Source organism: Agromyces fucosus, assembly GCF_004134865.1.
Taxonomy (GTDB): Bacteria; Actinomycetota; Actinomycetes; order Actinomycetales; family Microbacteriaceae; genus Agromyces; species Agromyces fucosus.
This window is the reverse complement of the sequence record NZ_SDPO01000004.1, coordinates 231,609-256,388: the sequence shown is the minus strand read 5'-3', so window position 1 is coordinate 256,388 and position 24,780 is coordinate 231,609. Positions and strand designations below refer to the sequence as shown.

Below are 24,780 nucleotides of genomic sequence, written 5' to 3'. Positions count from 1 at the left end.
GTGGTGATAGACTGGCGACGCACCCGGCAGGTGACGCACTGTTCGCGTCCCAGCTCGCTCGTGCAATTCCCGGCAATCTATTGCTTTCGCTCTCGCGCGTGTCTGCGCCTTCGTGCGCACCGGCATCGCTCGTGCCAGCGATCAGCTCTCCTGAATCCGCAACTCTTGCGACAGGGGAAAGGAACATACCCAGTGACCAACGGAACCGACCACGCCGATCGCGTGGCCAACACCGCCCGCCTGTCCTCCATGAAGGTCGCCGAGCTCCAGGAGCTCGCCGCATCCCTCGGCCTGGCAGGCGGTTCGAAGCGCCGAAAGGGAGAACTCGTGGAGTTGATCTCCGAGCACCAGGCGTCGGCGGCCGACGGCGGGTCCACCGTCTCGGCCGGTCAGATCGAGGCCCCCGTGGCCGAGCAGGCCGCTCCCGTCGAACTCGACGTGCCGGCTGAGATCGACGCGCCCGCAGAGCCCTCGGCCCCGGCCGCCGAGCTCGCGGCCAAGGCGCCCGCGACCACCGCTCCCACGCGCCAGCGCCGTCAGCCGCGCCGCGCCACGAGCGCGACCACGTCAGCCGTGCAGCACGTCAACGCCGGCGGTGCCGGTGTCGGCCTCGTGCCCGAGACCGCTGCTCCGACCTCGACGTCCGCCGAGAGCGACGAGGCTCGCGAGGCCGCCCGTGCCGCCGTGCGCGAGGAGCTCGCAGCCGCGACCGGCGAGGGTGCACGCGGCCCGCAGCCGACCGAAGACGGCGACGCGGCATCCGAGGAGCCCCGTCAGGGCCGCAGCCGCAACCGCGGCCGTCGCGGCGGCGAGCGTGGCGATCGCGCCGAGCGTGGGGACGACGCCCAGAAGGGCGAGCAGAAGCAGGGCGAGCGCCAGTCCGGCCGGCAGAACGACCGCCAGAACGGCGACCCGAGCCGGAAGGGCGAGGAGCAGGGCGCGAAGTCCGGCGAGTCCCGTCAGAACGGCGACGTCGACAAGTCGAAGCAGCAGGGCGAGGGCCGTGGCCGCGACAACCAGGCCCGTGACGGCCAGGCACGCGACAACCAGGGCGGCCGCGACAACCAGGGTGGCCGCGACAACCAGGCTCGCGACACTCAGGGCCGTGACGGCCAGTCGCGCGACCCCCAGGCGCAGCTCGACGGTGAAGGCGGCCGTCGCAACCGCTACCGCGACCGCAAGCGTCGCGGCCAGGGCATGGGCGACGAGCTCGAGCCCGAGATCCTCGACGACGACGTGCTGATCCCCATCGCGGGCATCCTCGACGTCCTCGACAACTACGCGTTCGTGCGCACGACCGGCTACCTGCCCGGCCCGAGCGACGTCTACGTCTCGCTCGGCCAGGTCAAGAAGTACAACCTGCGCAAGGGCGACGCGGTCGTCGGCGCCATCAAGCAGCCGCGCGACAACGACTCGAACAGCCGTCAGAAGTACAACGCGCTCGTGAAGGTCGACTCGATCAACGGTCAGACGACCGACGAGGCGGCGGCCCGCGTGGAGTTCCAGAGCCTCACCCCGCTCTACCCGCAGGAGCGCCTGCGCCTCGAGACCGAGCCCACCAAGCTCACGCAGCGCATCATCGATCTCGTCGCCCCGATCGGCAAGGGCCAGCGCGGCCTCATCGTCGCGCCCCCGAAGGCCGGCAAGACGATCGTGCTGCAGCAGATCGCCAACGCGATCTCGATCAACAACCCCGAGGTCCACCTCATGGTCGTGCTCGTCGACGAGCGCCCCGAAGAGGTCACCGACATGCAGCGCACGGTGAAGGGCGAGGTCATCGCCTCGACCTTCGACCGTCCGGCCGAAGACCACACGACGGTCGCCGAGCTCGCCATCGAGCGTGCGAAGCGCCTCGTCGAGCTCGGTCACGACGTCGTCGTGCTGCTCGACTCCATCACGCGCCTCGGCCGTGCGTACAACCTCGCCGCACCGGCATCCGGGCGCATCCTCTCGGGCGGTGTCGACGCCTCGGCGCTGTACCCGCCGAAGCGGTTCTTCGGCGCTGCGCGCAACATCGAGAACGGCGGCTCGCTGACCATCCTCGCCACGGCGCTCGTCGAGACCGGGTCGAAGATGGACGAGGCGATCTTCGAGGAGTTCAAGGGCACCGGCAACTCCGAGCTGCGCCTCTCGCGTCAGCTCGCCGACAAGCGCATCTTCCCGGCGGTCGACGTCAACGCGTCGTCCACGCGCCGCGAAGAGATGCTGCTCTCGGCCGACGAGGTCAAGATCACCTGGAAGCTGCGACGCGCCCTCGCGGGCCTCGACCAGCAGCCGGCGCTCGAAGCCGTCCTCGGCCGCTTGAAGGAGACGCAGTCGAACGTCGAGTTCCTCATGCTCATGCAGAAGTCGATGCCGGTCGCCGGCCACGGCAACTCGCACGGGCACGAGACCGACCACCGCTGAGGCATCCGTGTTCGAGTCCGTCCAGAGCCTGCTCGCCGAGCACGCGAAGCTGCAGGAGGAGCTCGCCGACCCGGCGCTCCACGCCGACGCCGCGCGGGCGAAGAAGGTCAACCGGCGCTACGCCGAGCTGAGCCGGATCGTCTCAGCGCACTCGGCGTGGCTCGAGGCGCAGGACGACCTCGCCGCCGCGCGTGAACTCGCGAAGGAGGACGAGGCGTTCGCCGAAGAGGTGCCGGCGCTCGAAGAGGGGCTCGCCGCCGCTCAGGAGCGGCTCCGACGGCTCCTGATCCCGCGCGACCCCGACGACGGCCGCGACGTGATCATGGAGATCAAGGGCGGTGAGGGCGGCGCCGAGAGCGCCCTCTTCGCCGGCGACCTGCTCCGCATGTACATGCAGTACGCGCAGTCCAAGGGCTGGAAGATCGAGCTCCTCGACCAGAACGAGTCCGACCTCGGCGGCTACAAAGACGTCCAGGTCGCGATCAAGTCGAACGCGAGCGACCCGTCGCAGGGCGTCTGGGCGCACCTCAAGTACGAGGGCGGCGTGCATCGCGTGCAGCGAGTGCCCGTCACCGAGACGCAGGGGCGCATCCACACCTCGACGACGGGCGTGCTCGTCTTCCCCGAGGTCGATGAGCCCGAAGAGGTCGACATCAACCAGAACGACCTGAAGATCGACGTCTACCGCTCCTCCGGCCCCGGCGGTCAGTCGGTCAACACGACCGACTCGGCGGTGCGCATCACCCACCTGCCCACGGGCATCGTGGTGTCGATGCAGAACGAGAAGTCGCAGCTGCAGAACCGCGAGGCTGCGATGCGCGTGCTCCGCGCCCGCATCCTCGCGCGCCAGCAGGAGGAGATCGCGGCGGCGGCGTCCGACGCCCGCAAGTCGCAGATCCGGTCGATGGACCGCTCGGAGCGCATCCGCACGTACAACTTCCCCGAGAACCGCATCGCCGATCACCGCACCGGCTACAAGGCCTACAACCTCGACCAGGTGATGAACGGTGCGCTCGAGCCGATCATCGAGTCGGCCATCCAGGCCGACGAAGAGGCGCGGCTCGCGCACCTCGGCGACCAGTAGCCGCACCCACACGAGACGGATGCCCCGGACACCTCGAGTGTCCGGGGCATCCGTCGTCTCATGGACGAGGGCTTCGGCGCCTCAGATGTGCCAGTCGTGGATGCCGCGGGCGGCGTCGGCCGTCTCGTGCGAGAGCGGCTTGAACGTCGCGGGGATGCCGACGACGAGCGAGTGGGCGGGGGCGTCCTTCGTGACGACCGCGTTCGCGCCGATCGCGCTCCACGCGCCGATCGTGATGTCGCCGAGCACCTTCGCGCCGGCCCCGACGGTGACGCCGTCGTCGAGCGTCGGATGCCGCTTCGCCCCGCGGTTCGCGCCGCGGGCGGCCTTTCCTCCGAGGGTGACGCCGTGGTAGAGCATCACGTCGTCGCCGACGACCGCCGTCTCGCCCACGACGACGCCCATGCCGTGGTCGATGAAGAACCGGCGGCCGATCGTGGCGCCGGGGTGGATCTCGACGCCGGTGAGGAACCGCACGAGCTGCGAGATGACGCGGGCGGGCAGACGCAGCCCGGCCCGCCAGAGGATGTGGGCGAGCCGGTAGCCCCAGATGGCGTGCAGGCCGGAGTACGCGAGGAACACCTCGAGGTTTCCACGAGACGCGGGGTCGTGCGCGCGCGCCGTCGCGATGTCCTCGCGCAGTGCTCTGAAGAAGGTCACGTCGATAGTCAATCAGTCCGTACGTCGATCGGATGCACCGAGCGCCCGGACAACGTCGTGGACGCTGCGCCGGGCGCTCGGGGTGCAGGGGGCGCTCAGTCGCGCAGGTCTTCGTACAGCACGGTCGAGACGTACCGCTCGCCGAAGTCGGGCACGACGACGACGATCGTCTTGCCGTCGTTCTCGGGGCGCTTCGCGACCTCGAGTGCGGCCCAGACGGCAGCACCCGACGAGATGCCGCCGAGGATCGCCTCGTCGGTCGCGAGTGCGCGAGCGGTCGTGATGGCGTCGCTCGTGGCGACGTCGATGACCTCGTCGTAAACTTCGCGGTCGAGGATGTCGGGCACGAAGTTCGCGCCGAGGCCCTGGATCTTGTGGGGGCCCGGCGTGCCCTGCGTGAGGATGGGGGAGTCGGCCGGCTCGACGGCGATGACCTGCACGCCGCTGTTCTGCTCCTTGAGGTAGCGCCCGGCGCCGGTGATGGTGCCGCCCGTGCCGATGCCGGCGACGAAGATGTCGACGGCGCCGTCGGTGTCGGCCCAGATCTCGGGGCCGGTCGTCGCGTGGTGGATCGCCGGGTTCGCCTCGTTGGCGAACTGGCGGGCGAGGATCGCGCCGGGGGTTGCCGCGACGATCTCGTCGGCCTTCGCGACCGCGCCCTTCATGCCTTCGGAGCCGGGGGTCAGCACGATCTCCGCGCCGTAGGCGCGCAGCAGCACGCGACGTTCGACGCTCATGGTCTCGGGCATGGTGAGGATGACGCGGTAGCCGCGAGCGGCGCCGACGAGGGCGAGCGCGATGCCGGTGTTGCCGCTCGTGCCCTCGACGATGGTGCCGCCCGGGGTCAGCTCGCCCGACTTCTCGGCCGCGTCGATGATCGCGACGCCGATGCGGTCCTTGACGCTCGCGGCGGGGTTGTAGAACTCGAGCTTGGCGAGCACCGTGGCGCCTGCGCCCTCGGTGAGCCGGTTGAGGCGCACGAGCGGCGTGCGACCGACGACCTCGGTGATGTTCTCGTAGATCTGCGCCATGGGCTTGCCTCTCGGGTCAGGTGGTGGACGACGGCCTCAGCCTAGGCTCCGGCTCGCATGGAGGCGAGTGCGTTACATTCCATTGCGTGGATACGACGACTCCCGACGCCCGTGCGCGATCACTGCGCGAGATCCGAGACGAGACGGTGTCGACGCTCGCCTCCGCCGGCGTCCCCGACCCCGAGGTCGACGCCGACCTCCTGATCGGACACGTGCTCGGTCTCTCCCGCGGGGCGGTGCTGGCGCGTATCATCGTCGGCGCCGAGGTCGGTCGAGCGGATGCCGCGGCGCTCGCCTCCCTCGTCGCGCGTCGTGCCCTGCGCGAGCCGCTGCAGCACATCACGGGTCGTGCGGCGTTCCGCAACCTCGATCTGCAGGTCGGCCCCGGGGTCTTCGTGCCGCGACCGGAGACCGAGCAGGTCGCGCAGCTCGCGATCGACGCGCTCGCCTCGGCGGCCGAGCCGGAACCGATCGGCGTCGACCTCGGCACCGGCAGTGGCGCGATCGCCCTCGCGCTCGCGACCGAAGTGCCGCACGCTCGGGTGTGGGCGGTCGAGAAGTCTCCCGAGGCGTTCGTGTGGACGACGCGCAACGTCGCCGAGGTCGCCGCCCCGAATCTCGAGCTCGTCTTCGGCGATCTCGCCGACGCCCTGCCCGAACTCGACGGCCGGGTGGCCGTCGTGGTGTCGAACCCGCCGTACGTCCCGCTCCGCGACATGCCGCGCGATCCCGAGGTGCGACTCCACGACCCCGAGCAGGCTCTCTACGGCGGCGCCGACGGGCTCGACGTGATCCGCGTGCTCTCCCGGCGGGCGCTCGCGCTGCTGCGGCCGGGCGGTGCGCTCGTGATCGAGCACGGCGAGGAGCAGTCGGCGGCGATCGCCGAGATCCTCGCGGCCGACGGCTGGCGGGCGATCGCGCACCACCGCGACCTCACGACGCGCGATCGGGCGACCTCGGCCGTGCGCTGAGGGGCCCCTGCGCCGATCGGGTCGGCGCGCCGGCGACTGGCCTACTTCGCCCGCTCCGCCTTCCCTCGTGCGTTCCGCTCTCGTTCGAGGGCGACCTTCTCCCGTTCGAGGGCGTTCTTCTCGCGCTCGAGCGCGTGCTTGATGGCCTCGCGTTCGCGCTTCTGCGCCTCGCGCAGTGCCTTCTCGGCCTCCCGACGCGCCTTCGCCGCCTCTCGGACCTGCTTGTCGCGGGGGAGTTCGAGCGAGGGCGGCAGCGGCTCCGCGGCGACGGCGGCGGCGCCGGACTCGACCCGGCCGACGTGGTACTCGATGCCGTCGAGGATGCGCTCCAGGCCGAATGAGAAGTCGTCGTCGGTCTCCTCGAAGTCGGTGCCGGGCTCGGCGACGTAGCCGCCGGCCGCGAGGAGCGGGCTCAGGTAGGGGAACCGCTCGGGGGTGACGAGCTCGGCGAGGGCCTCGAAGTAGTTCGCCCCCGTGACATCCGCGGGGTCCGCGGCCGCTGCCGCTGCCGCGCCGATGTCGCGCTCCTGCGCCCCGGTGGCGCGCGCGTAGCTCGTGAGCAGCAGCAGGGTCGACATCTTCTCGCCGTCGCTGAAGGGGAGCGAGCGCACCTCGCGCAGGAACCAGTCGACGATGAGCAGGCTGTTGGGCGTGATCGGCGCGCCGGAGACGGGGATGTCGACGAGCCAGGGGTGTTCGCGGTACGCGGCGCGCATCGCGAGCACCCAGGCCGTGACGCCGTCGCGCCAACCGCGCTCGATGGATTCGTCGGGCACGGGCGGCAGGACCGCGCCCTCCTGCATGAGGAGGATCAGGTCGTCCTTGCTCGTGACGTAGCGGTAGAGCGACATCGTCGTGAATCCGAGCGAGGCGGCGACACGGCTCATCGACACCGCGCCGAGGCCCTCGGCGTCGGCGATCTCGACAGCCGCGTCGACGATGCGTTCGATCGAGAGCTCCCGTTTCGGTCCGCGCTGCGGGTTCGCCGCGACACCCCACGCGAGTGCGACGCCTCGGGGCAGTTCGGGATCGCGTCGTTCGGGAGTCGCACGCTCAGGGCTCACAAGGGGTCCGTTCTCGATTGGTGTTGACCACAGTCTAGAACTGTGTATTACTTAAACAACAGTGCATCACATAAACAGTTTGCGTCATACGCAGAACGACGCAGGCGCAGATCAGAGAAACGGAGAGATCCATGTCAGTCGCGATCGACACGCACGGGCTCCGCAAGCGCTTCGGGTCCACCGAAGTGCTCGCCGGCCTCGACCTCAGCGTGCCCGCAGGGTCGGTATTCGCGTTGCTCGGCCCGAACGGCGCCGGCAAGACGACCACCATCAACATCCTGACGACGCTCGTGAAGCCGGATGCCGGTGTCGCCCGGGTCGCGGGCTTCGACGTCGCGGCATCGCCCGAGGAGGTCAAGGGGCGCATCGCCCTCACCGGCCAGTCGGCCGCCGTCGACGAGGTGCTCACCGGCACCGAGAACCTCGTCATGATGGGGCGCCTCTCGGGCCTCGGCCGTCAGGCGGCGCGCGACCGCGCGGACGAACTGCTCGAACGGTTCGCCCTGACGGATGCTGCGCACCGCCGTCTCGGCACCTACTCTGGCGGCATGCGCCGGCGCCTCGACCTCGCCCTCAGCCTCGTCGTCGACGTGCCGATCCTCTTCCTCGACGAACCGACCACCGGTCTCGACACGCGCAGTCGCCAGGAGCTCTGGAACGTCATCCGCTCGCTCACCGAAGCCGGTACGACGGTCTTCCTCACGACGCAGTACCTCGAGGAGGCCGACCAGCTCGCCGACCGCATCGCCGTGCTCGACCGCGGACGAGTCGCCGCCGAGGGTACCGCCGACGAGCTCAAGGCCCGCATCGGGGGCGATGTCGTCGAGCTGCGCAACGCCGACGGCGCGCTGCTCCTCGAACTGCCGACCGACGGCAGCGTGCACGGACTGCGCGCCGCCATCGACCGGCTCGACCACTCGCCGGCGTCGGCCGCCGAGGGCACGCAGGTCTCCATCCGCCGCCCCAGCCTCGACGACGTGTTCCTCGCGATCACGGCCGGCGCCGAGGCATCCGCCCCCGAACTCATCGAATCGAAGTGACCGACATGACGACACTCATCGCCCCGCCCCGCCCCGCAGTTCCGGGCCCGGCCGCACCCGCTCGCGCACGACTCGGCGCGTTCACCGCCGAGTCGACGTTCATCGGCCGGAGCTTCCGCCATTCCGTGCGCGACGTCGAGGCCCTGCTCATGGCGATCATGCTTCCGACGATGCTGATGCTGATGTTCACCTTCATCTTCGGCAACGCGATCGACCCGTCGGGCGGTTACGTCGACTACGTGGTGCCGGGCATCATCCTGCTGTGCGCCGGCTTCGGCGCATCGTCGACGGCGATCTCGGTCTCGCGAGACATGACCACCGGCATCATCGACCGGTTCCGCACGATGCCGGTGCGGAGCGGCGCGGTGCTCACGGGTCACGTGGTCGCGAGCCTTGCGCGAAACCTCGTCGCGACCGGCGTCGTGATCGTCGTCGCCCTGCTCGTCGGCTTCCGCCCCGACGCGACGGTGCTCGGATGGCTCGCCGCATTCGGCCTGGTGGCGCTCTACATCCTGACGATCACCTACCTCTTCGCGGCGATCGGGCTCGCGGCGTCGAGCCCTGAAGCGGCCAGCGGGTTCGGCTTCATCCTGCTGTTCCTGCCCTACGTCTCGAGTGCCTTCGTGCCGGTCGAGACGATGCCCGAGTGGCTGCAATGGGTCGCCGAATACCAGCCGATCACTCCCATCATCGAGACCATTCGCGGATTCCTGATGGACACCCCGGTCGACGACACCGTCTGGTGGGCGCTCGGCTGGTGCCTCGCCATCCTGCTCGTCGCGATCGTCTGGGGCGGCCTGCTGTTCCGCCGCAAGGCCGGTCGTCGCTGAGACGGTCGAACGGCAGCGGATGCCGCGGCGCACGCCTGCGCCGCGGCATCCGCTCGACGGGATCAGGAGGGCGCCGACGACCGTCGCGGTCCAGCCCGGAGTGCTGGTCTAGAATCGGCAGGTCATGACTGCCATCTACGACTGTTCGGTCGACTCAGAGCTCCTCACCGGCATGCGCCTCGCACGGAGCGCCATCGGGCGGGGGGAACTCGTCGTCATCCCCACCGACACCGTCTACGGCGTCGCCGCCGACGCGTTCGATCCGAAGGCCGTCTCGCGGCTCCTCGACGCCAAGGGCCGCGACCGCACCTCGCCGCCGCCCGTGCTCATCCCGGGCATCCCGACCCTCGACGCCCTCGCCAGCGAGGTACCGCCTGCCGTGCGGCAGCTCGTCGGCGAGTTCTGGCCCGGCGGGCTGACCGTGATCCTCCACGCGCAGCCGTCGCTGCAGTGGGACCTCGGCGAGACGCGCGGCACCGTGGCGCTCCGCATGCCGGCGAACCCGATCGCGCTCGAGCTCCTCGCCGAGACCGGCCCGCTCGCGGTGTCGTCGGCGAACCGCTCCGGCGAACCGTCGGCGACCGTCGCGGCAGACGCCGCAGAGATGCTCGGCGACTCGGTCGCCGTCTACCTCGACGGCGGCCCGGCGGGCGGCTCGTACGAGGCCATCGGGGAGCGCGAGGGCGACACGTCCTCGACGATCGTCGACGCGACGGCGCTCGCCCGAGAAGGCGGACGCCTCCGAATCGTGCGTGCGGGAGTGATCTCCCGCGAGCGCATCGCCGCGGTCGTGGGGGAGGAGCTCCTCGAGCCCGAGGCGCAGGAGTCCGAGGCGGAGGCCGAAGCCGCACCCGAGCCGGCAGCTGCGCCGCAGGCCGCGACCCCTGCAGGCGACGGGGACGCTGCCGCCTCATGACCCTCTTCCTGGCCATCGCCCTGCTGACGGCGCTCGTGACCTTCGGCGGATCGATCATCGTCTGGAAGCTGAGCCTGAAGTACAAGCTCTACCCGAAGATCCGCGAGCGCGACGTGCACACGCGGCCCACGCCGCGCCTCGGCGGTGTCGCGATGTTCGTCGGGATCCTCATCGCCTTCGGCGCCGCAGCGTTCGTCTCCACGCTCGGGTCGTCGCGGTTCTCGAACATCGCGATCGTGTTCCAGAACCCGGGCCAGATCCTCGCGATCCTCGGCGCGGCGCTCCTCATCGTGATCGTCGGCGTCGCCGACGACATCTGGGACCTCGACTGGACGACCAAGCTCGCCGCCCAGTTCCTCGCGGCCGGGCTCATCACCTGGCAGGGCGTCTCGATCGTGTCGTTGCCGATCGGCGGCATCACGGTCGGCTCGTCGTGGATGTTCGCGATCATCACCGTCTTCGTCATCGTGCTGGTGATGAACGCGGTCAACTTCATCGACGGGCTCGACGGGCTCGTCGCGGGCGTCGCCCTCATCGCGAACGGCGTGTTCTTCCTCTACTCCTACCTGCTCGTGCAGCAGACCTCGCCCACGAACTACTTCAACCTCGCCTCGCTCGTGGCGATCATCCTCGTCGGCGCGTGCGCCGGTTTCCTCCCGCTCAACTGGCACCCCGCGAAACTCTTCATGGGTGATGCCGGCGCACTCCTCATCGGCCTGCTCATGGCCACCTCCGCCGTCGCGGTCACGGGCCAGCTGAACCCCACCGGCGTCGGACTCAACCAGTTCGTGGCGGCGTTCATCCCGATCCTGCTGCCGTTCGCGGTGCTCGTGATCCCGCTGCTCGACTTCGGGCTCGCGGTGATGCGGCGCCTCCGTGCCGGCAAGTCGCCGTTCTCGGCCGACCGCAAGCACCTCCATCACCGCCTGCTCGACATGGGGCACTCCCACCTCCACGCGGTGCTGATCCTCTACGGCTGGACCGCGGTCGCGTCGATCGGATGCCTCCTCACCTATGTGTTCCCGGTGTACTTCAAGATCTCCTCGCTCTGGGCGATCCTCGCGCTGTTCGTCGGGTTCGTCATCTGCGCCGTGATCACCCTCGCTCCGCTCGGGCGCCGCAAGCGACTCACCGTCGCCGCCGAGGCCGTCGCGGTCGACGAGGTCCCCGCAGCGGATGTCGCGGGGCTCGACGAACTGGCGGGCTCGGAGGCATCCGCTGGACCGGCTCTCGATGACGAAACTTCACTCGACCCGGCCGGGAGCCCGGCTTCCGCTCAGGACGGCTCGGTAGAATCCAGCGACCCCGAACCTGGAGCACGATGAACGACGCACGCCCCGAAGCCGACCGCACGCCGACCTCGAACCCCGTACTGAAGCGGGCCCTCATCTGGGGCGGTGTGCTCGCCGGGGTGATCCTCGTCGTGGGGGCCATCCTCGGCTACGTGCTCGCCGGCGTGCCCGGGCTCCTCGGCGCACTCGTCGGCACGCTCATGGCGGTCGTGTTCATGGGCATCACCGCCGCGAGCATCCTCGCCGCCAACCGCTTCGCATCGAGCGACCTCTTCGTCGGGGCCTTCTTCGGCATCGTGCTCGGCGGCTGGATCCTGAAGTTCATCGTCTTCATCGTGCTCGTCGTGGTGCTCCGCGACGCCGACTGGCTGAACACGACGGCGCTCTTCCTCAGCCTCGTCGCGGGCGTGCTCGCCTCGCTCGCCGTCGACGTGATCGTCGTCGCGAAGTCGCGCCTGCCCTACGTCAGCGATGTCGAACTGCCGAAGGCGCCCACCGAGGACTGAGGCGGTCTCGGCGATTCGTCTGCCGCCCGAAGTATTGCTAGAGTAATGGGGATCCCCCCACGGTTCTGCCCTGCTCGCGCACGGGCTGCCGAGGTCCATGTTCGTCGCCGCGAGAGCTGAGCTCCACGCCCCGAAACAGGAGAAAGCGCTGCTAGCTAACGCTCTGAACCTGCTGGTTCCGATGTCAACCGATGATGGTGGCTTCCACGGGCCGTCGATCGACGAATTCTTCCCCGGGCCGCTGCTCTTCGAAGACACCAACTTCGAGATCAACCGCATCATCCTCGTCCGCTGGGTCGCGGTCATCGCCCTGCTGCTCGTGTTCTGGCTCGGTACCCGTCGCATGAGCGTCGTGCCCGGGCGGTTCCAGAGCCTCGTCGAGATGGGTCTCGACATGGTGCGCGTGAACATCGCCGACGACCTGCTCGGCAAGAAGGACGGCAAGCGGTTCCTGCCGATCCTCACGACCATGTTCTTCATGATCCTGTTCATGAATCTCACGGGTGTCATCCCGTTCCTGAACATCGCCGGCACCTCCGTCATCGGCGTGCCGCTCGTGCTCGCGATCGTCGCGTACGTCACCTTCATCTACGCGGGCGTCAAGAAGAGCCCCAAGAACTTCTTCAAGAACTCGCTCTTCCCCTCGGGTGTGCCGTGGCCGGTGTACATCATCGTCACGCCGATCGAATTCATCTCGACGTTCATCATCCGTCCGATCACCCTCACGCTCCGACTCATGATGAACATGATCGTCGGCCACCTCCTGCTGGTCCTCTTCTTCGCGGCGACGCAGTTCTTCGTCGTGACGATGAGCGGATGGTGGACCCTGCTCGGCGTCGGAACGCTGGCCTTCGGCCTCGCGTTCACGCTGTTCGAGGTCCTCGTCGCCGTCCTGCAGGCGTACGTCTTCGCACTTCTCACCGCGGTCTACATCCAGCTCGCGGTCGCAGAAGAGCACTGAGCCCGGGCATCCGCCCAGAACATTCCCTAGGAAAGGAAACCCAACGTGGACGCAACCACCGTTCTCGCTGAGATCAACGGCAACATCGCGACGGTCGGCTACGGCCTCGCGGCCATCGGCCCGGCCATCGGCGTCGGCATCGTCGTCGGCAAGACGATCGAGGGCGTCGCCCGTCAGCCCGAGCTGGCCGGCCGCCTCCAGGTGCTGATGTGGATCGGTATCGCCTTCACCGAGGCGCTCGCCTTCATCGGCATCGCCACCTACTTCATCTTCGTCTGATCCATTCGCCGCAACTGAGGAGGCCAACGTGCTTCATGCAGTACTGAGCGCTGCAACCGAGGGTGGCGAGACCCACAGCCCGGTGATTCCGGAGTGGTACGACATCATCTGGTCGTCGGTCTGCTTCATCATCATCCTCATCTTCTTCTGGAAGTACGTGCTCCCGCGCGTGCAGAAGCTGCTCGATGAGCGCGGCGAGGCGATCGAGGGCAACATCGCGAAGGCCGACGAGGCGCAGCGCAAGGCCGAGGCGGCACTCGAGGAGTACACCGCCCAGCTCGCCGACGCGCGCACCGAAGCCGGTCGCATCCGCGAGACCGCTCGCGACGACAGCAAGAAGATCGTCGCCGAGGCCAAGGACGCCGCAACCGTCGAGGCCGCTCGCGTCACCGCGAGCGCACAGGCGCAGATCGAGGCGGAGCGCCAGACGGCACTCGTCTCGCTCCGCTCCGAGGTGGGCACGCTCGCCATCGACCTCGCATCGGGAGTCATCGGCGAGTCGCTCACCGACGACGCCAAGGCGACCGCGGTCGTCGACCGCTTCCTCGCCGAACTGGAGGCCTCCGAGGCCGCCGCCGGAGGGAAGAAGTAGTCCATGGGTAGCGCTACGAGAGAGGCCATGGCCGGCTCGAAGGCCGCGCTCGCGGAGCTCGGCCGCGCCGAGCTCCCCGTCGCCGAGGCCCTCCTCGCCGCCGGCCGTGTCATCGGCGAGTCCGCGCACCTGCGCACGGCTCTCATCGACACCGAGGCCGATGTCGCGCAGAAGCGCGCGCTCGTCGAGGCCGTGTTCGGCTCCCGCATTCCGGCCGAGGCCGCCTCGCTCCTGGTGAGCGCGGCTTCGCGCCGGTGGTCGTCGGGTGACGACTTCCTCGCCGGCATCGAGGAGATCGGCATTCGCGTCGCCGCGGACTCCGCTCCCGACACCGTCGACCTCGACTCCGAACTGCTCGCCTTCGAGCGTGCGGTCGCCGGAGATGCCGAGCTCGAGCTCGCGCTCGGGTCGAAGCTCGGCGAGACCGATGCGAAGACGAAGATCGTCGACCGGCTCCTCGTCGGCAAGGCATCGCCGCAGGCGGTCGTGATCGTGCGGCACCTCGTGCAGCAGCCTCGCGGTCGCCGCATCGGCGAGCTGCTCCGGCACGGGGCATCCGTCGTCGCAGACCAGCGCGGATTCGACATCGCGACGGTCACGAGCGCGGTTCCGCTCACCGCCGCCCAGCTGGGCCGGCTCGAGCAGGGCCTCGCCGTCCAGGCGGGCCGCCGTGTCCGCTTCGACACCATCGTCGACCCCGCCGTGCTCGGCGGGATCCGCGTGCAGATCGGCGACGACGTCATCGACGGCAGCGTCGCCTCGCGCCTCAGTTCGCTGCGGCAGAAGCTTGCCGGCTGACGCCGGTTGAATCGACCGGCGTCCGCGCCGTGACACACCAGTAGCTGTACAACCGGTACAGAAAAAGGGAAAAGACAATGGCAGAACTCACCATCAGCCCCGACGAGATCCGTTCGGCTCTCTCGGAGTTCGTCTCGTCGTACGAGCCGGGACAGGCGGAGAAGACCGAGGTCGGGTACGTCACCGACGCCGGCGACGGCATCGCGCACGTCGAAGGTCTTCCCTCGGTCATGGCGAACGAGCTGATCCGCTTCGCGGACGGCACGCTCGGTCTCGCGCAGAACCTCGACGAAGACGAGATCGGCGTCGTCGTGCTCGGCGAGTTCACCGGCATCGAAGAGGGCATGGAGGTGACCCGCACCGGCGAGGTCCTCTCCGTCCCCGTCGGCGAGGGCTACCTCGGCCGCGTCGTCGACCCGCTCGGCCACCCGATCGACGGCCTCGGCGAGATCACCGGCATCGAGGGCCGTCGTGCCCTCGAGCTGCAGGCGCCCGGCGTCATGCAGCGCAAGTCGGTGCACGAGCCGCTGCAGACCGGCATCAAGGCCATCGACGCGATGATCCCCGTCGGCCGCGGCCAGCGTCAGCTCATCATCGGCGACCGCCAGACCGGTAAGACGGCCATCGCGATCGACACGATCATCAACCAGAAGGCCAACTGGGAGACCGGCGACCCGTCGAAGCAGGTTCGCTGCATCTACGTCGCAGTCGGCCAGAAGGGCTCGACCATCGCCTCGGTGAAGGGCGCGCTCGAAGACGCCGGAGCCATGGAGTACACCACCATCGTCGCGGCTCCCGCCTCCGACCCGGCCGGCTTCAAGTACCTGGCTCCGTACACCGGCTCGGCGATCGGCCAGCACTGGATGTACGACTCCAAGCACGTCCTCATCATCTTCGACGACCTGTCGAAGCAGGCCGAGGCCTACCGCGCCGTGTCGCTGCTCCTGCGTCGTCCGCCGGGACGCGAGGCGTACCCCGGTGACGTCTTCTACCTGCACTCGCGTCTGCTCGAGCGTTGCGCGAAGCTCTCCGACGAGCTGGGCGCCGGCTCGATGACGGGCCTGCCGATCATCGAGACGAAGGCGAACGACGTCTCGGCGTACATCCCGACCAACGTGATCTCGATCACCGACGGCCAGATCTTCCTCCAGTCCGACCTGTTCAACTCGAACCAGCGCCCTGCTGTCGACGTCGGCATCTCGGTCTCCCGAGTCGGCGGTGACGCACAGGTCAAGTCGATCAAGAAGGTCTCCGGCACGCTGAAGCTCGAGCTCGCGCAGTACCGCTCGCTCGAGGCGTTCGCGATGTTCGCATCCGACCTCGACGCTGCCAGCCGCCGTCAGCTCGCCCGAGGCGCACGCCTCACCGAGCTGCTCAAGCAGCCGCAGTACTCGCCGATGTCCGTCGAGAAGCAGGTCGTCTCGATCTGGGCCGGAACCAACGGCAAGCTCGACGAGGTGCCGGTCGAAGACATCCTCCGGTTCGAGAGCGAGCTGCACGACTTCCTCGCCCGCAACACCAAGGTGCTCGACTCGTTGCGCGAGACGAACGTGCTCTCCGACGAGACCGCGGCCGAACTCGCGACGGCAGTCGACACGTTCAAGCTCGAGTTCCAGACCGGCGAGGGCAAGCCGCTCGCCTCGGTCGGTTCCGAGCAGTTCGAGGCGATCGCTGAAGAAGAGGTCGTCCAGGAGAAGATCGTCAAGGGTCGCCGCTAGTCATTCCGAGGTTCCCTGAGGCTCTCGACGGGAACTGACCTCACGGGGTCGAGTCGAGAGCCTCAGTACCAGGAAGACAGGACACAGGAGAAACATGGGAGCGCAGCTTCGGGTCTACCGGCAGAAGATCAAATCTGCCCAGACGACCAAGAAGATCACGCGGGCGATGGAGCTCATCTCCGCCTCGCGGATCCAGAAGGCTCAGGCGCGCGTTGCGGCGTCGGAGCCGTATTCGACCGCCATCACTCGCGCAGTCTCGGCCGTTGCGAGCTACTCGAACGTGGCACACGTGCTGACGACCGAGCCGGAGCGCATCGATCGCGCTGCGATCGTGATCTTCACGTCCGACCGCGGCCTCGCCGGTGCGTTCAACTCGCAGGTGCTGCGTGAAGCAGAGGAGCTCACCGAGCTCCTGAAGAGCCAGGGCAAGGCGGTCGAGTACTTCCTCGTCGGGCGCAAGTCCGTCGGCTACTTCAACTTCCGGCACCGCGCCTTCGAGCGCAGCTGGATCGGCGGCACCGACAACCCCGACTTCGACACGGCGAAGGAGATCGCCGACGCCGTGCTCGAGGCGTTCCTGCGGGACGCCGCCGACGGCGGCGTCGACGAGATCCACATCGTCTACAACCGCTTCGTGAGCCGCATCACCCAGGTTCCGGTGGTCACCCGCCTGCTCCCGCTCGAGGTCGTCGAGAGCGACGAGGCTCCCGAGGCTTCGACGAAGCACGAGGTGTTCCCGCTCTACGAGTTCGAGCCCGACGCCGAGACCGTCCTCGACGGCCTCCTGCCGGTCTACATCGAGAGCCGCATCTACAACGCGATGCTGCAGTCGTCGGCGGCGAAGCACGCTGCCACGCAGAAGGCGATGAAGTCGGCCAGCGACAACGCCGACAAGCTCATCACCGACTACACGCGTCTGGCGAACAATGCGCGCCAGTCCGAGATCACCCAGCAGATTTCCGAGATCGTGGGCGGCGCTGACGCGCTGTCGTCCGCCAAGTAGCCCCTTACGAAGAGAGAGAACACATGACTGACACCGCTACCGCCCCGGCCGCGGCCGCGCCTGTGGCCGGCGCCGTCGGCCGCGTCGCCCGGGTCACCGGCCCCGTCGTCGACATCGAGTTCCCGCACGACTCGATCCCCCCGATCTACAACGCGCTGAAGACCGAGATCACCATCGACGGCAACACCACGGTGCTGACGCTCGAGGTCGCACAGCACCTCGGTGACGACCTGGTCCGCGCGATCGCCCTCAACCCGACCGACGGTCTGGTTCGTGGCCAGGAGGTCACCGACACGGGCGCCTCGATCTCGGTTCCCGTCGGCGACGTCACCAAGGGCAAGGTCTTCAACGTCATCGGCGAGGTGCTGAACGCGGCTCCCGGCGAGCAGATCGAGATCACCGAGCGTTGGCCGATCCACCGCAAGGCTCCGGCCTTCGACCAGCTCGAGTCGAAGACCTCCATGTTCGAGACCGGCATCAAGGTCATCGACCTCCTGACGCCGTACGTGCAGGGTGGCAAGATCGGCCTCTTCGGTGGTGCCGGTGTCGGCAAGACCGTCCTCATCCAGGAGATGATCCAGCGCGTCGCGCAGGACCACGGTGGTGTGTCGGTGTTCGCCGGTGTCGGCGAGCGCACCCGTGAGGGCAACGACCTCATCCACGAGATGGAGGAGGCGGGCGTCTTCGACAAGACCGCCCTCGTCTTCGGCCAGATGGACGAGCCGCCGGGAACTCGTCTCCGCGTCGCCCTGTCGGCCCTGACCATGGCGGAGTACTTCCGCGATGTGCAGAAGCAGGACGTCCTGCTCTTCATCGACAACATCTTCCGGTTCACGCAGGCCGGTTCCGAGGTTTCGACCCTCCTCGGCCGCATGCCGTCGGCCGTGGGCTACCAGCCCAACCTCGCCGACGAGATGGGCGTCCTGCAGGAGCGCATCACCTCGACGCGCGGACACTCGATCACCTCGCTGCAGGCGATCTACGTTCCCGCCGACGACTACACCGACCCGGCGCCGGCGACCACCTTCGCGCACCTCGACGCCACGACCGAGCTGTCGCGTGCGATCGCGTCGAAGGGCCTCTACCCGGCCGTCGACCCGCTGACCTCGACCTCGCGCATCCTCGACCCCCGTTACCTGGGCGAGGACCACTACCGCGTCGCCACCACGGTCAAGCAGATCCTCCAGAAGAACAAGGAACTGCAGGAGATCATCGCGATCCTCGGTGTCGACGAGCTCTCCGAGGAAGACAAGATCACGGTGTCGCGTGCGCGCCGTATCGAGCAGTTCCTCTCTCAGAACACCTACATGGCGAAGAAGTTCACCGGTGTCGAGGGCTCGACGGTTCCGCTCAAGGACACGATCGAGTCGTTCGACGCGATCGCCAAGGGCGAGTTCGACCACGTGGCCGAGCAGGCCTTCTTCAACGTCGGCGGCATCTCCGACGTCGAAGAGAAGTGGGCGCAGATCCAGAAGGAGAACGGCTGAGCATGGCCAGCCTCAACGTGAGTGTCGTCTCGGCCGACCAGCAGGTCTGGTCGGGCGAGGCGACCATGGTGGTGGCACGCACCGTCGAAGGCGAGATCGGCATCCTGCCGGGTCACGAGCCGATGCTCGCGATCCTCGCCGGCGGCGAAGTGCGGGTCACTCTGCCCGGCGGCGAGAAGATCACCGCCAATGCCGACGACGGATTCCTGTCGGTGCAGGCGAACGCGGTGCAGGTCGTCGCGTCCCGCGCCGAGCTCGTCTGAGGGGGAGCGGATGCAGGGGGAGCAGCCGATCGAACGCCAGTTCGGTGACCTGAGTGTCACCCAGCTCATCGTCATGGCCGGGTTGCCGGGTGCGGGAAAGTCGACGATCGGTGAGATCATCGGCGCCCGGCTCGGCGCCACGGTCGTGTCCGTCGACCCGATCGAGTCCGCGATCCTGCGGGCCGGCATCGATGCCGACCAGCCGACCGGTCTCGCCGCCTACCTCGTGGCCGAGGAGATCGCCGAGAAGGAACTCGACTCGGGTCGTACGGTGATCGTCGACGCGGTCAATGCGGGTGAGGCTGCTCGTCTGCAGTGGCGCGACCTCGCGGAGCGTGCCGATGTGCGCCTTCGGGTCATCGAGGTCGTGTGCTCCGACGAAGCACTGCACCGCTCGCGCCTCGAGAAGCGCGAGCGCAAGCTCCCGCACCTCGAGGAGACGACCTGGCGCGCCGTGGAGCAGAGCCTCGAGGGGTATGCGGCCTGGACCGGACCGTCGTCGGCCCTGCCGCGTGTCACGATCGACAGCATCGGATCGCTCGGCTCGAACGTCGACGCGGCCCTCGCCTTCATCGGCTCGTAGTGCGGCTGCTCCTCCCGCCGTCCGAGACCAAACGCGACGGCGGCATCGATGCCGCGCTCGACCTGGAGCAGCTCTCATTCGCCTCGCTCACCTCGATCCGAACGATCACGACCGCCGCGGTGGCGGAGCTGGCGCTCGAGCCCGACGACATGATGCGGGCACTCAAGCTCGGCCCCCGGCAGGGAAACGAGGTCGACCGCAATCGCGATGTGCTCCAGTCTCCGACGATGCCGGCGATCGATCGCTACACCGGCGTCCTCTTCGATGCGCTCGATGCCCCCACGCTCGACGACGACGCACGGTCGTATGCCGCTGACCACGTCGTCGTGCACTCGGCACTCTTCGGATTGCTCGGGGCGATGGACCCGATCCCGGCGTACCGGCTCTCCCACGATTCGCGCCTGCCGGCGATCCGGCTGAAGGCGCTCTGGCGCGACGCGATAGCGACCGAACTCGCGAGGGAGTCCGGGGTCGTCCTCGATCTTCGTTCCGAGGCCTACGTCGACCTCGGGCCCGCTCCCGAGCGCGCGGAATCGGCGTTCGTCCGGGTGGTCTCGGTCGATGGTTCCGGTCGGCGACGAGCACTGAACCACTTCAACAAGCGCGCGAAGGGGCTCTTCACCCGTGCCGTGTTGACGGCCAGGCCTCAGATCGCGTCGGTCGACGAACTCATCGAGTGGGCGCACGCCGCGGGCTTCTCGCTCACGCTCGGCCCGGAACGGGACGCCGCAGGCGTTCGCGAACTCGAACTCGTCGCCTGACCGCGGCCGGGCCTGGAACGGCGCGCGGATCGGCGATCGGGTTACGCCGCGGCGGTCCGGGCCGAACGATGACAGGCCGCGAGATGGTCGTCGACCATGCCCGACGCCTGCATGAGCGCGTACATCGTCGTCGGCCCCACGAAGCGGAATCCGCGTCGGCGCAGTTCCTTGCTCATTGCAGTCGACTCGGGCGTCGTGGCGGGGACCTCCGCGAAGGTCGACGGTGCGACCGAGCCGGGTCGCGGTGCGAAGCTCCAGAGCAGTTCGTCGATCGGCAGGTCGAGGTCGAGGGTGGCCCGGGCATTCTGGATCGTCGCCTCGATCTTGCCGCGGTGCCGGATGATGCGCTCGTCGCCGAGCAGGCGGGTGACGTCGTCGTCGGTCATGACGGCGATGCGCCGGGCATCGAACCCGTGGAACACCTCGCGGAAGGCCGGACGGCGCCGGAGGATCGTGATCCACGAGAGACCTGCCTGGAAGCCCTCGAGGCAGACCTTCTCGAAGAGTCGCACCGGATCGTGCTGGGGCGTGCCCCACTCCTCGTCGTGGTAGCGACGGTACTCGGGATCGACGGCTCCCCACCCGCACCGTGCGAGTCCGTCGTCTCCGACGATGATCTCGGGTCTGGGGATGACGCTCACGCGGCGAACCCGATCTGCTCGTGACCGAGCAGCCAGAGCTTCGTGGGAACGCCCTCGCCGCCGGAGTAGCCGGTGATGCGGCCGTCGCTCGCGAGCACTCGGTGGCAGCCCACGAGGATCGGCACGGGGTTCGCGCCGACGGCGCCGCCGATGGCTCTGGCCGAACCCGGCTTGCCGACCGCGGCGGCGAGCGCGCCGTAGGAGGTCGCCTCGCCCCATTGGAGGCGCTCGAGCTCGGCCCAGACGGCCTGCTGGAACGGGGTGCCGGTGAGCCGCACCGGCACGTCGAAGTCGAGGCGCTGCCCCGCGAAGTACTCGACGAGCTGGTCGCGAGCGGTGCGGAGCACGTCGTTGGGGTGTTCTGGAGCGTCATCGTGGGGGAGCATGCCGCCGCTCTCGATGGAGAGGCTCGTGACGGCCTCGTCATCGGCGACGAGTTCGAGACGCCCGATCGGGCTGTCGAGGCGGATGAGGTGCACGTTCGTCATGATTCGAGCGTAACCCCGGCGTGCGACACCGGCTCGCGGGAATCGGACATCGCGGACTCCCCGGGTATCCCCGGGTTGTGGAGGACGAGTCGGTCCCACTCCTCCTCCACATCGGCCGCCGCGGCGCGACCGGATACCGATCGTCGCCGACTCCGCCGGAGCGGCCCGGCGAAGACGCACGCTCGGCGCATGACCACCATCATCCGCGCCGAAGCGGCGCACGACTTCCTCGCCCTCGTCCCGTCGCTGGCCGGCTTCCATCCCCAGCGGTCCCTCGTCTGCGTGGCCTTCAGCGGCAACCGCACGGCAGGGGTCCTGCGCTACGACCTGCCACGGCTGGTGCGTGATCGCGCCCCGCTCGTCGCATCGGTCATCGGCACGATGTGCCGCATGCCGGGCGTCGACGCCGTCGTGCCGATCGTGTACACGGCGGCCCGGTTCGGCACTGGCCGCGGGATGCCGCAACGCGCGCTGCTCGGAATGCTGACCGCCCGGGCCGAGGAGGCGGGATTCCTCGTGCGGGATGCGCTGTGCCGGGCAGCCGACGGGTGGGGTTCCCTGCTCGACCCGACGACGCCCGCAGCGGGACATCCGCTCGCGCTCATCGACGAGAGCCCCGTGGCATCGCTCGCCGGCGATGTTCGCGAGGTCGCGGCCTCGCCGTCCGCGAGTGCAGCGCTGCCACGTGAGGAACCCGACGTCGCCGGTCCCATCGCCGAGGCGCTCGGTCAGCTCGCCGGTCGCGGGCGCGAGGACGCGCTGCGGCGGCTCGGCGCCGACGGCGACCCGGTGGCGCTCGTGGAGTCGCTCGTCGCACGCGACGCACTGCATCCGCCGCTCCGCCTGGCCTGGTTCCTCCACCTCGCCTCCGTTCCCGCCGTACGCGACGCGATGATGCTGCAGGTGGCCTTCGGAGCACTGGTCGGCGAGGCGGCCCATGACGATGCGATCGCCACGGCCGAGCGCGCGGCCGAGCACGATGAGACGATCGACGGACTCGTCGTGCGGGAACTGGCGAGCGGCACGACGTGCGAGATGAGCGAGATGCTCTCTCGCCTGATGATCGGCCACTCGCAGTTGCGTCCCGATGCCGGCCGCGTGGAACGGGCCCTCGCGGTACTGCGCCGCGCGATCGCGAATGCGCCGCCGGCCCATCGTGTCGGACCGCTCTGCATCGCGGCCTGGCTCTCGTGGTCGCTCGGCCGCGGCTCGGCGGCGGGAGCGTTCATCGACCGCGCGATCGAGCTCGATCCCGGGCACTCGATGGCGGGCCTGCTCGCGGCACTCATCGGCAGTGGCACGCTGCCCGAGTGGGCGTTCAGCGGCCGGTGACCTCCACCGACGGCACGATGAGCGGGCGAGAGGCGAGGTCGTGCAGCTCGCCCGACGGAGGATCCCCATGGGACACCCGTCGGGCGAGCTTCGGTCGTCAGAGGCGGTTGGATGCCTCGGTCAGCACTCCGCGCAGCTTCTGCTCGATCTCTGCGAACTCGGCCGGACCGATCGTGAGCGGCGGCGCGAGCTGGATCACAGGGTCGCCGCGGTCGTCGGCACGGCAGTACAGGCCGGCGTCGAACAGCGCCTTCGACAGGAACCCGCGGAGCAGCCGCTCGGACTCGTCGTCATCGAACGTCTCGCGGGTCTCCTTGTCCTTCACGAGCTCGATGCCGAAGAAGTAGCCGTCGCCGCGCACATCGCCGACGATCGGCAGGTCGAGCAGCTTCTCGAGCTCGGCGCGGAACAGCGGCGAGTTCTCGCGAACGCGCTCGTTGAGCCCCTCCTCCTCGAAGATGTCGAGGTTCTCGAGCGCGACCGCGGCGGAGACCGGGTGACCGCCGAAGGTGTAGCCGTGGTAGAACGACGTGTTGCCCTCGGCGAAGGGAGCGTAGATCTTCTCGGAGACGATCGTCGCGCCGATGGGGGAGTAACCCGATGTCATGGCCTTCGCGCACGTGATCATGTCGGGCTCGTAGCCGTAGGCGTCGCACGCGAACATGTGCCCGAGGCGGCCGAACGCGCAGATGACCTCGTCGGAGACGAGCAGCACGTCGTACTGGTCGCAGATCTCGCGCACGCGCTTGAAGTAGCCGGGGGGCGGCGGGAAGCAGCCGCCCGAGTTCTGCACCGGCTCGAGGAACACGGCGGCGACCGTCTCGGGGCCCTCGAAGAGGATCATCTCCTCGATGCGGTTCGCGGCCCAGAGACCGAAGGCCTCGAGGTCGTCGGCCGGGGCGCCCATCTCGGCGGCCCGGTAGAAGTTCGTGTTCGGCACGCGGAAGCCGCCGGGGGTCACCGGCTCGAACATCTCCTTCATGCCGGGGATGCCGGTGATCGCGAGGGCGCCCTGCGGGGTGCCGTGGTAGGCCACCGAACGCGAGATCACCTTGTGCTTCGTGGGGCGGCCCTGGAGCTTCCAGTAGTACTTCGCGAGCTTGAACGCCGTCTCGACGGCCTCGCCGCCACCGGTCGAGAAGAACACCCGGTTCAGATCGCCGGGTGCATACCCCGCGAGCCGATCGGCCAGCTCGATCGCCGACGGGTGGGCGTACGACCAGATCGGGAAGAAGGCGAGCTGCTCGGCCTGCTTCGCGGCGACCTCGGCGAGGCGCGCGCGCCCGTGGCCCGCGTTCACGACGAAGAGGCCCGCGAGCCCGTCGAAGTACTCGCGCCCCTGCACGTCGTAGACGTGGTGGCCCTTTCCGCGGGTGATGATCGGCACCCCCGACGTCTCCATCGTGGACTGCCGGGAGAAGTGCATCCAGAGATGATCCTTCGCCTTCTGCTGCAGCGCATCGTTGTCATAGACCGTTCCGGTCATGCCATTCCCTTTCTCGATGAGCACTCGCCTGTCTCAGCGAGTGCCCCAGTTGTAGAACTGCTTCTGGAGCTTCAGGTAGACGAACGTCTCGGTCGACTGCACGCCCTCGACGACGCGGATGCGGGTGTTGAGCAGGTCGAGCAGCTCGTCGTCGTTCTCGCAGACGACCTCGGCCATCACGTCGAAGCTGCCGGCCGTGAGCACGACGTAGTCGATCTCGGGGATCTCGGCGAGTCGCGCCGCGACGACACGGGTGTCTCCCGTGGTGCGGATGCCGATCATGGCCTGCGTCGTGAAGCCGAGCTGCATCGGGTCGGTCACCGCGACGATCTGCATGACGCCCGACTCGGTGAGCCGCTGGACGCGCTGCCGCACAGCGGCTTCGGACAGTCCGACGGCCTTGCCGACATCCGCATAGGAGCGGCGCCCGTCGGCCTGGAGCTGCTCGATGATCGCCTTGGAAACGTCGTCGAGCTGCACAGGCCGGGGCTGCGAGGAACGCCCGTTGTTCGTCATGGCACGATTGTGACAGTGACCGATGCCTCGTGCAAGCGATTCCGTTGAATTCTGGTTCCAAATCAACTGAAT

At 68.7% G+C, this 24,780-nt stretch carries 26 protein-coding genes; 19 read left to right on the top strand and 7 right to left on the bottom strand.

The features are described from left to right. Positions 1–192: 192 nt before the first annotated feature. The gene (gene rho / locus ESP57_RS16695) at positions 193–2,406 is read left to right on the top strand and encodes a transcription termination factor Rho (RefSeq protein ID WP_129232321.1); all 2,214 of its coding nucleotides are present in this window, start codon (positions 193–195) and stop codon (positions 2,404–2,406) included. Positions 2,407–2,413: 7 nt separating this feature from the next. After that, a complete protein-coding gene (gene prfA / locus ESP57_RS16690; protein ID WP_056014087.1) occupies positions 2,414–3,490 on the top strand; it encodes a peptide chain release factor 1 in 1,077 nt (358 codons plus the stop codon). Between the two features lie 81 nt (positions 3,491–3,571). On the opposite strand, the gene epsC is transcribed toward prfA, so the two are convergent. Both epsC and cysK read right to left on the bottom strand, forming a co-directional pair. Beyond that, the gene (gene epsC, locus ESP57_RS16685) at positions 3,572–4,150 is read right to left on the bottom strand and encodes a serine O-acetyltransferase EpsC (protein WP_129232320.1); all 579 of its coding nucleotides are present in this window, start codon (positions 4,148–4,150) and stop codon (positions 3,572–3,574) included. A 95-nt stretch (positions 4,151–4,245) separates the two neighbouring features. Continuing rightward, positions 4,246–5,181 carry a cysteine synthase A gene (gene cysK / locus ESP57_RS16680; protein WP_129232319.1) on the bottom strand — a complete coding sequence of 312 codons (936 nt, stop codon included), beginning with the start codon at positions 5,179–5,181 and terminating at the stop codon, positions 4,246–4,248. An 86-nt stretch (positions 5,182–5,267) separates the two neighbouring features. On the opposite strand from cysK, the gene prmC reads away from it, so the two are divergent. Beyond that, positions 5,268–6,152, top strand: a complete 885-nt coding sequence (gene prmC, locus ESP57_RS16675; protein WP_129232318.1) for a peptide chain release factor N(5)-glutamine methyltransferase — start codon at positions 5,268–5,270, stop codon at positions 6,150–6,152. 41 nt (positions 6,153–6,193) lie between these two features. Here the strand turns inward: prmC and ESP57_RS16670 are convergent, their stop codons facing one another. Beyond that, positions 6,194–7,216, bottom strand: coding sequence for a TetR/AcrR family transcriptional regulator (locus ESP57_RS16670; protein WP_199470700.1), 1,023 nt, complete (start codon positions 7,214–7,216; stop codon positions 6,194–6,196). A gap of 131 nt (positions 7,217–7,347) precedes the next feature. Here ESP57_RS16670 and ESP57_RS16665 point away from each other — a divergent pair, with 131 nt between their 5' ends. From ESP57_RS16665 to ESP57_RS16595, 15 genes are all read left to right on the top strand, one after another. Then, positions 7,348–8,256, top strand: a complete 909-nt coding sequence (locus ESP57_RS16665; protein ID WP_129232317.1) for an ATP-binding cassette domain-containing protein — start codon at positions 7,348–7,350, stop codon at positions 8,254–8,256. 5 nt (positions 8,257–8,261) lie between these two features. Beyond that, on the top strand, positions 8,262–9,086 hold the full coding sequence (locus ESP57_RS16660) for an ABC transporter permease (protein ID WP_115962795.1): 825 nt from the start codon (positions 8,262–8,264) through the stop codon (positions 9,084–9,086). Positions 9,087–9,210: 124 nt separating this feature from the next. Beyond that, complete coding sequence (locus ESP57_RS16655; RefSeq protein ID WP_129232316.1) at positions 9,211–10,002, top strand: L-threonylcarbamoyladenylate synthase; 792 nt, start codon at positions 9,211–9,213, stop codon at positions 10,000–10,002. After that, on the top strand, positions 9,999–11,327 hold the full coding sequence (locus tag ESP57_RS16650; protein ID WP_082571612.1) for an MraY family glycosyltransferase: 1,329 nt from the start codon (positions 9,999–10,001) through the stop codon (positions 11,325–11,327). Before ESP57_RS16655 ends, ESP57_RS16650 begins: the two co-directional genes overlap by 4 nt. Next, entirely contained in the window at positions 11,324–11,800 is a 477-nt protein-coding gene (locus tag ESP57_RS16645; protein WP_056014070.1) for a Cg1360 family ATP-synthase-associated protein, read from the top strand. Before ESP57_RS16650 ends, ESP57_RS16645 begins: the two co-directional genes overlap by 4 nt. A 181-nt stretch (positions 11,801–11,981) precedes the next feature. Continuing rightward, on the top strand, positions 11,982–12,761 hold the full coding sequence (gene atpB / locus ESP57_RS16640; protein ID WP_235507795.1) for a F0F1 ATP synthase subunit A: 780 nt from the start codon (positions 11,982–11,984) through the stop codon (positions 12,759–12,761). A 45-nt stretch (positions 12,762–12,806) separates the two neighbouring features. Then, positions 12,807–13,040, top strand: coding sequence for an ATP synthase F0 subunit C (atpE, locus tag ESP57_RS16635; protein ID WP_022888426.1), 234 nt, complete (start codon positions 12,807–12,809; stop codon positions 13,038–13,040). A gap of 28 nt (positions 13,041–13,068) precedes the next feature. Next, entirely contained in the window at positions 13,069–13,632 is a 564-nt protein-coding gene (locus ESP57_RS16630; protein ID WP_056014062.1) for a F0F1 ATP synthase subunit B, read from the top strand. Positions 13,633–13,635: 3 nt separating this feature from the next. Beyond that, on the top strand, positions 13,636–14,430 hold the full coding sequence (locus ESP57_RS16625; protein ID WP_056014053.1) for a F0F1 ATP synthase subunit delta: 795 nt from the start codon (positions 13,636–13,638) through the stop codon (positions 14,428–14,430). 77 nt (positions 14,431–14,507) lie between these two features. Next, the gene (gene atpA / locus ESP57_RS16620; RefSeq protein WP_056014050.1) at positions 14,508–16,148 is read left to right on the top strand and encodes a F0F1 ATP synthase subunit alpha; all 1,641 of its coding nucleotides are present in this window, start codon (positions 14,508–14,510) and stop codon (positions 16,146–16,148) included. A 94-nt stretch (positions 16,149–16,242) separates the two neighbouring features. Next, a complete protein-coding gene (locus ESP57_RS16615; protein WP_129232315.1) occupies positions 16,243–17,151 on the top strand; it encodes a F0F1 ATP synthase subunit gamma in 909 nt (302 codons plus the stop codon). A gap of 23 nt (positions 17,152–17,174) precedes the next feature. After that, the gene (atpD, locus tag ESP57_RS16610; protein ID WP_056014043.1) at positions 17,175–18,638 is read left to right on the top strand and encodes a F0F1 ATP synthase subunit beta; all 1,464 of its coding nucleotides are present in this window, start codon (positions 17,175–17,177) and stop codon (positions 18,636–18,638) included. Positions 18,639–18,640: 2 nt separating this feature from the next. Then, a complete protein-coding gene (locus ESP57_RS16605; RefSeq protein WP_056014040.1) occupies positions 18,641–18,901 on the top strand; it encodes a F0F1 ATP synthase subunit epsilon in 261 nt (86 codons plus the stop codon). A gap of 10 nt (positions 18,902–18,911) precedes the next feature. Beyond that, a complete protein-coding gene (locus ESP57_RS16600) occupies positions 18,912–19,484 on the top strand; it encodes a P-loop nucleotide/nucleoside kinase family protein (protein ID WP_056014036.1) in 573 nt (190 codons plus the stop codon). After that, on the top strand, positions 19,484–20,245 hold the full coding sequence (locus tag ESP57_RS16595) for a YaaA family protein (RefSeq protein WP_129232314.1): 762 nt from the start codon (positions 19,484–19,486) through the stop codon (positions 20,243–20,245). The genes ESP57_RS16600 and ESP57_RS16595 overlap by 1 nt, the downstream gene beginning before the upstream one ends. 41 nt (positions 20,246–20,286) lie before the next feature. On the opposite strand, the gene ESP57_RS16590 is transcribed toward ESP57_RS16595, so the two are convergent. Continuing rightward, the gene (locus ESP57_RS16590; protein WP_129232504.1) at positions 20,287–20,877 is read right to left on the bottom strand and encodes a DNA-3-methyladenine glycosylase I; all 591 of its coding nucleotides are present in this window, start codon (positions 20,875–20,877) and stop codon (positions 20,287–20,289) included. A gap of 5 nt (positions 20,878–20,882) precedes the next feature. Further along, positions 20,883–21,374, bottom strand: a complete 492-nt coding sequence (locus ESP57_RS18640) for a methylated-DNA--[protein]-cysteine S-methyltransferase (protein ID WP_129232313.1) — start codon at positions 21,372–21,374, stop codon at positions 20,883–20,885. A gap of 189 nt (positions 21,375–21,563) precedes the next feature. Between ESP57_RS18640 and ESP57_RS16580 the strand changes: the two genes are divergently transcribed. Continuing rightward, positions 21,564–22,706: a DUF4192 family protein gene (locus ESP57_RS16580; protein WP_129232312.1), complete on the top strand. Its 1,143-nt coding sequence runs from the start codon at positions 21,564–21,566 to the stop codon at positions 22,704–22,706. A gap of 97 nt (positions 22,707–22,803) precedes the next feature. On the opposite strand, the gene ESP57_RS16575 is transcribed toward ESP57_RS16580, so the two are convergent. Both ESP57_RS16575 and ESP57_RS16570 read right to left on the bottom strand, forming a co-directional pair. Further along, a complete protein-coding gene (locus tag ESP57_RS16575) occupies positions 22,804–24,192 on the bottom strand; it encodes an aspartate aminotransferase family protein (protein ID WP_056014022.1) in 1,389 nt (462 codons plus the stop codon). Positions 24,193–24,225: 33 nt separating this feature from the next. Further along, complete coding sequence (locus tag ESP57_RS16570) at positions 24,226–24,708, bottom strand: Lrp/AsnC family transcriptional regulator (protein WP_056014018.1); 483 nt, start codon at positions 24,706–24,708, stop codon at positions 24,226–24,228. Positions 24,709–24,780: the final 72 nt, after the last annotated feature.

Bases quoted from the DNA above. Each gene is read 5' to 3' on its own strand.
- cysK (WP_129232319.1), bottom strand. From the start codon at position 5,181: ATGGCGCAGATCTACGAGAACATCACCGAGGTCGTCGGTCGCACGCCG.
- ESP57_RS16665 (WP_129232317.1), top strand. From the start codon at position 7,348: ATGTCAGTCGCGATCGACACGCACGGGCTCCGCAAGCGCTTCGGGTCC.
- ESP57_RS16660 (WP_115962795.1), top strand. From the start codon at position 8,262: ATGACGACACTCATCGCCCCGCCCCGCCCCGCAGTTCCGGGCCCGGCC.
- ESP57_RS16655 (WP_129232316.1), top strand. From the start codon at position 9,211: ATGACTGCCATCTACGACTGTTCGGTCGACTCAGAGCTCCTCACCGGC.
- ESP57_RS16650 (WP_082571612.1), top strand. From the start codon at position 9,999: ATGACCCTCTTCCTGGCCATCGCCCTGCTGACGGCGCTCGTGACCTTC.
- ESP57_RS16645 (WP_056014070.1), top strand. From the start codon at position 11,324: ATGAACGACGCACGCCCCGAAGCCGACCGCACGCCGACCTCGAACCCC.
- atpB (WP_235507795.1), top strand. From the start codon at position 11,982: ATGTCAACCGATGATGGTGGCTTCCACGGGCCGTCGATCGACGAATTC.
- ESP57_RS16625 (WP_056014053.1), top strand. From the start codon at position 13,636: ATGGGTAGCGCTACGAGAGAGGCCATGGCCGGCTCGAAGGCCGCGCTC.
- atpA (WP_056014050.1), top strand. From the start codon at position 14,508: ATGGCAGAACTCACCATCAGCCCCGACGAGATCCGTTCGGCTCTCTCG.
- ESP57_RS16615 (WP_129232315.1), top strand. From the start codon at position 16,243: ATGGGAGCGCAGCTTCGGGTCTACCGGCAGAAGATCAAATCTGCCCAG.
- atpD (WP_056014043.1), top strand. From the start codon at position 17,175: ATGACTGACACCGCTACCGCCCCGGCCGCGGCCGCGCCTGTGGCCGGC.
- ESP57_RS16605 (WP_056014040.1), top strand. From the start codon at position 18,641: ATGGCCAGCCTCAACGTGAGTGTCGTCTCGGCCGACCAGCAGGTCTGG.
- ESP57_RS16600 (WP_056014036.1), top strand. From the start codon at position 18,912: ATGCAGGGGGAGCAGCCGATCGAACGCCAGTTCGGTGACCTGAGTGTC.
- ESP57_RS18640 (WP_129232313.1), bottom strand. From the start codon at position 21,374: ATGACGAACGTGCACCTCATCCGCCTCGACAGCCCGATCGGGCGTCTC.
- ESP57_RS16580 (WP_129232312.1), top strand. From the start codon at position 21,564: ATGACCACCATCATCCGCGCCGAAGCGGCGCACGACTTCCTCGCCCTC.
- ESP57_RS16575 (WP_056014022.1), bottom strand. From the start codon at position 24,192: ATGACCGGAACGGTCTATGACAACGATGCGCTGCAGCAGAAGGCGAAG.
- ESP57_RS16570 (WP_056014018.1), bottom strand. From the start codon at position 24,708: ATGACGAACAACGGGCGTTCCTCGCAGCCCCGGCCTGTGCAGCTCGAC.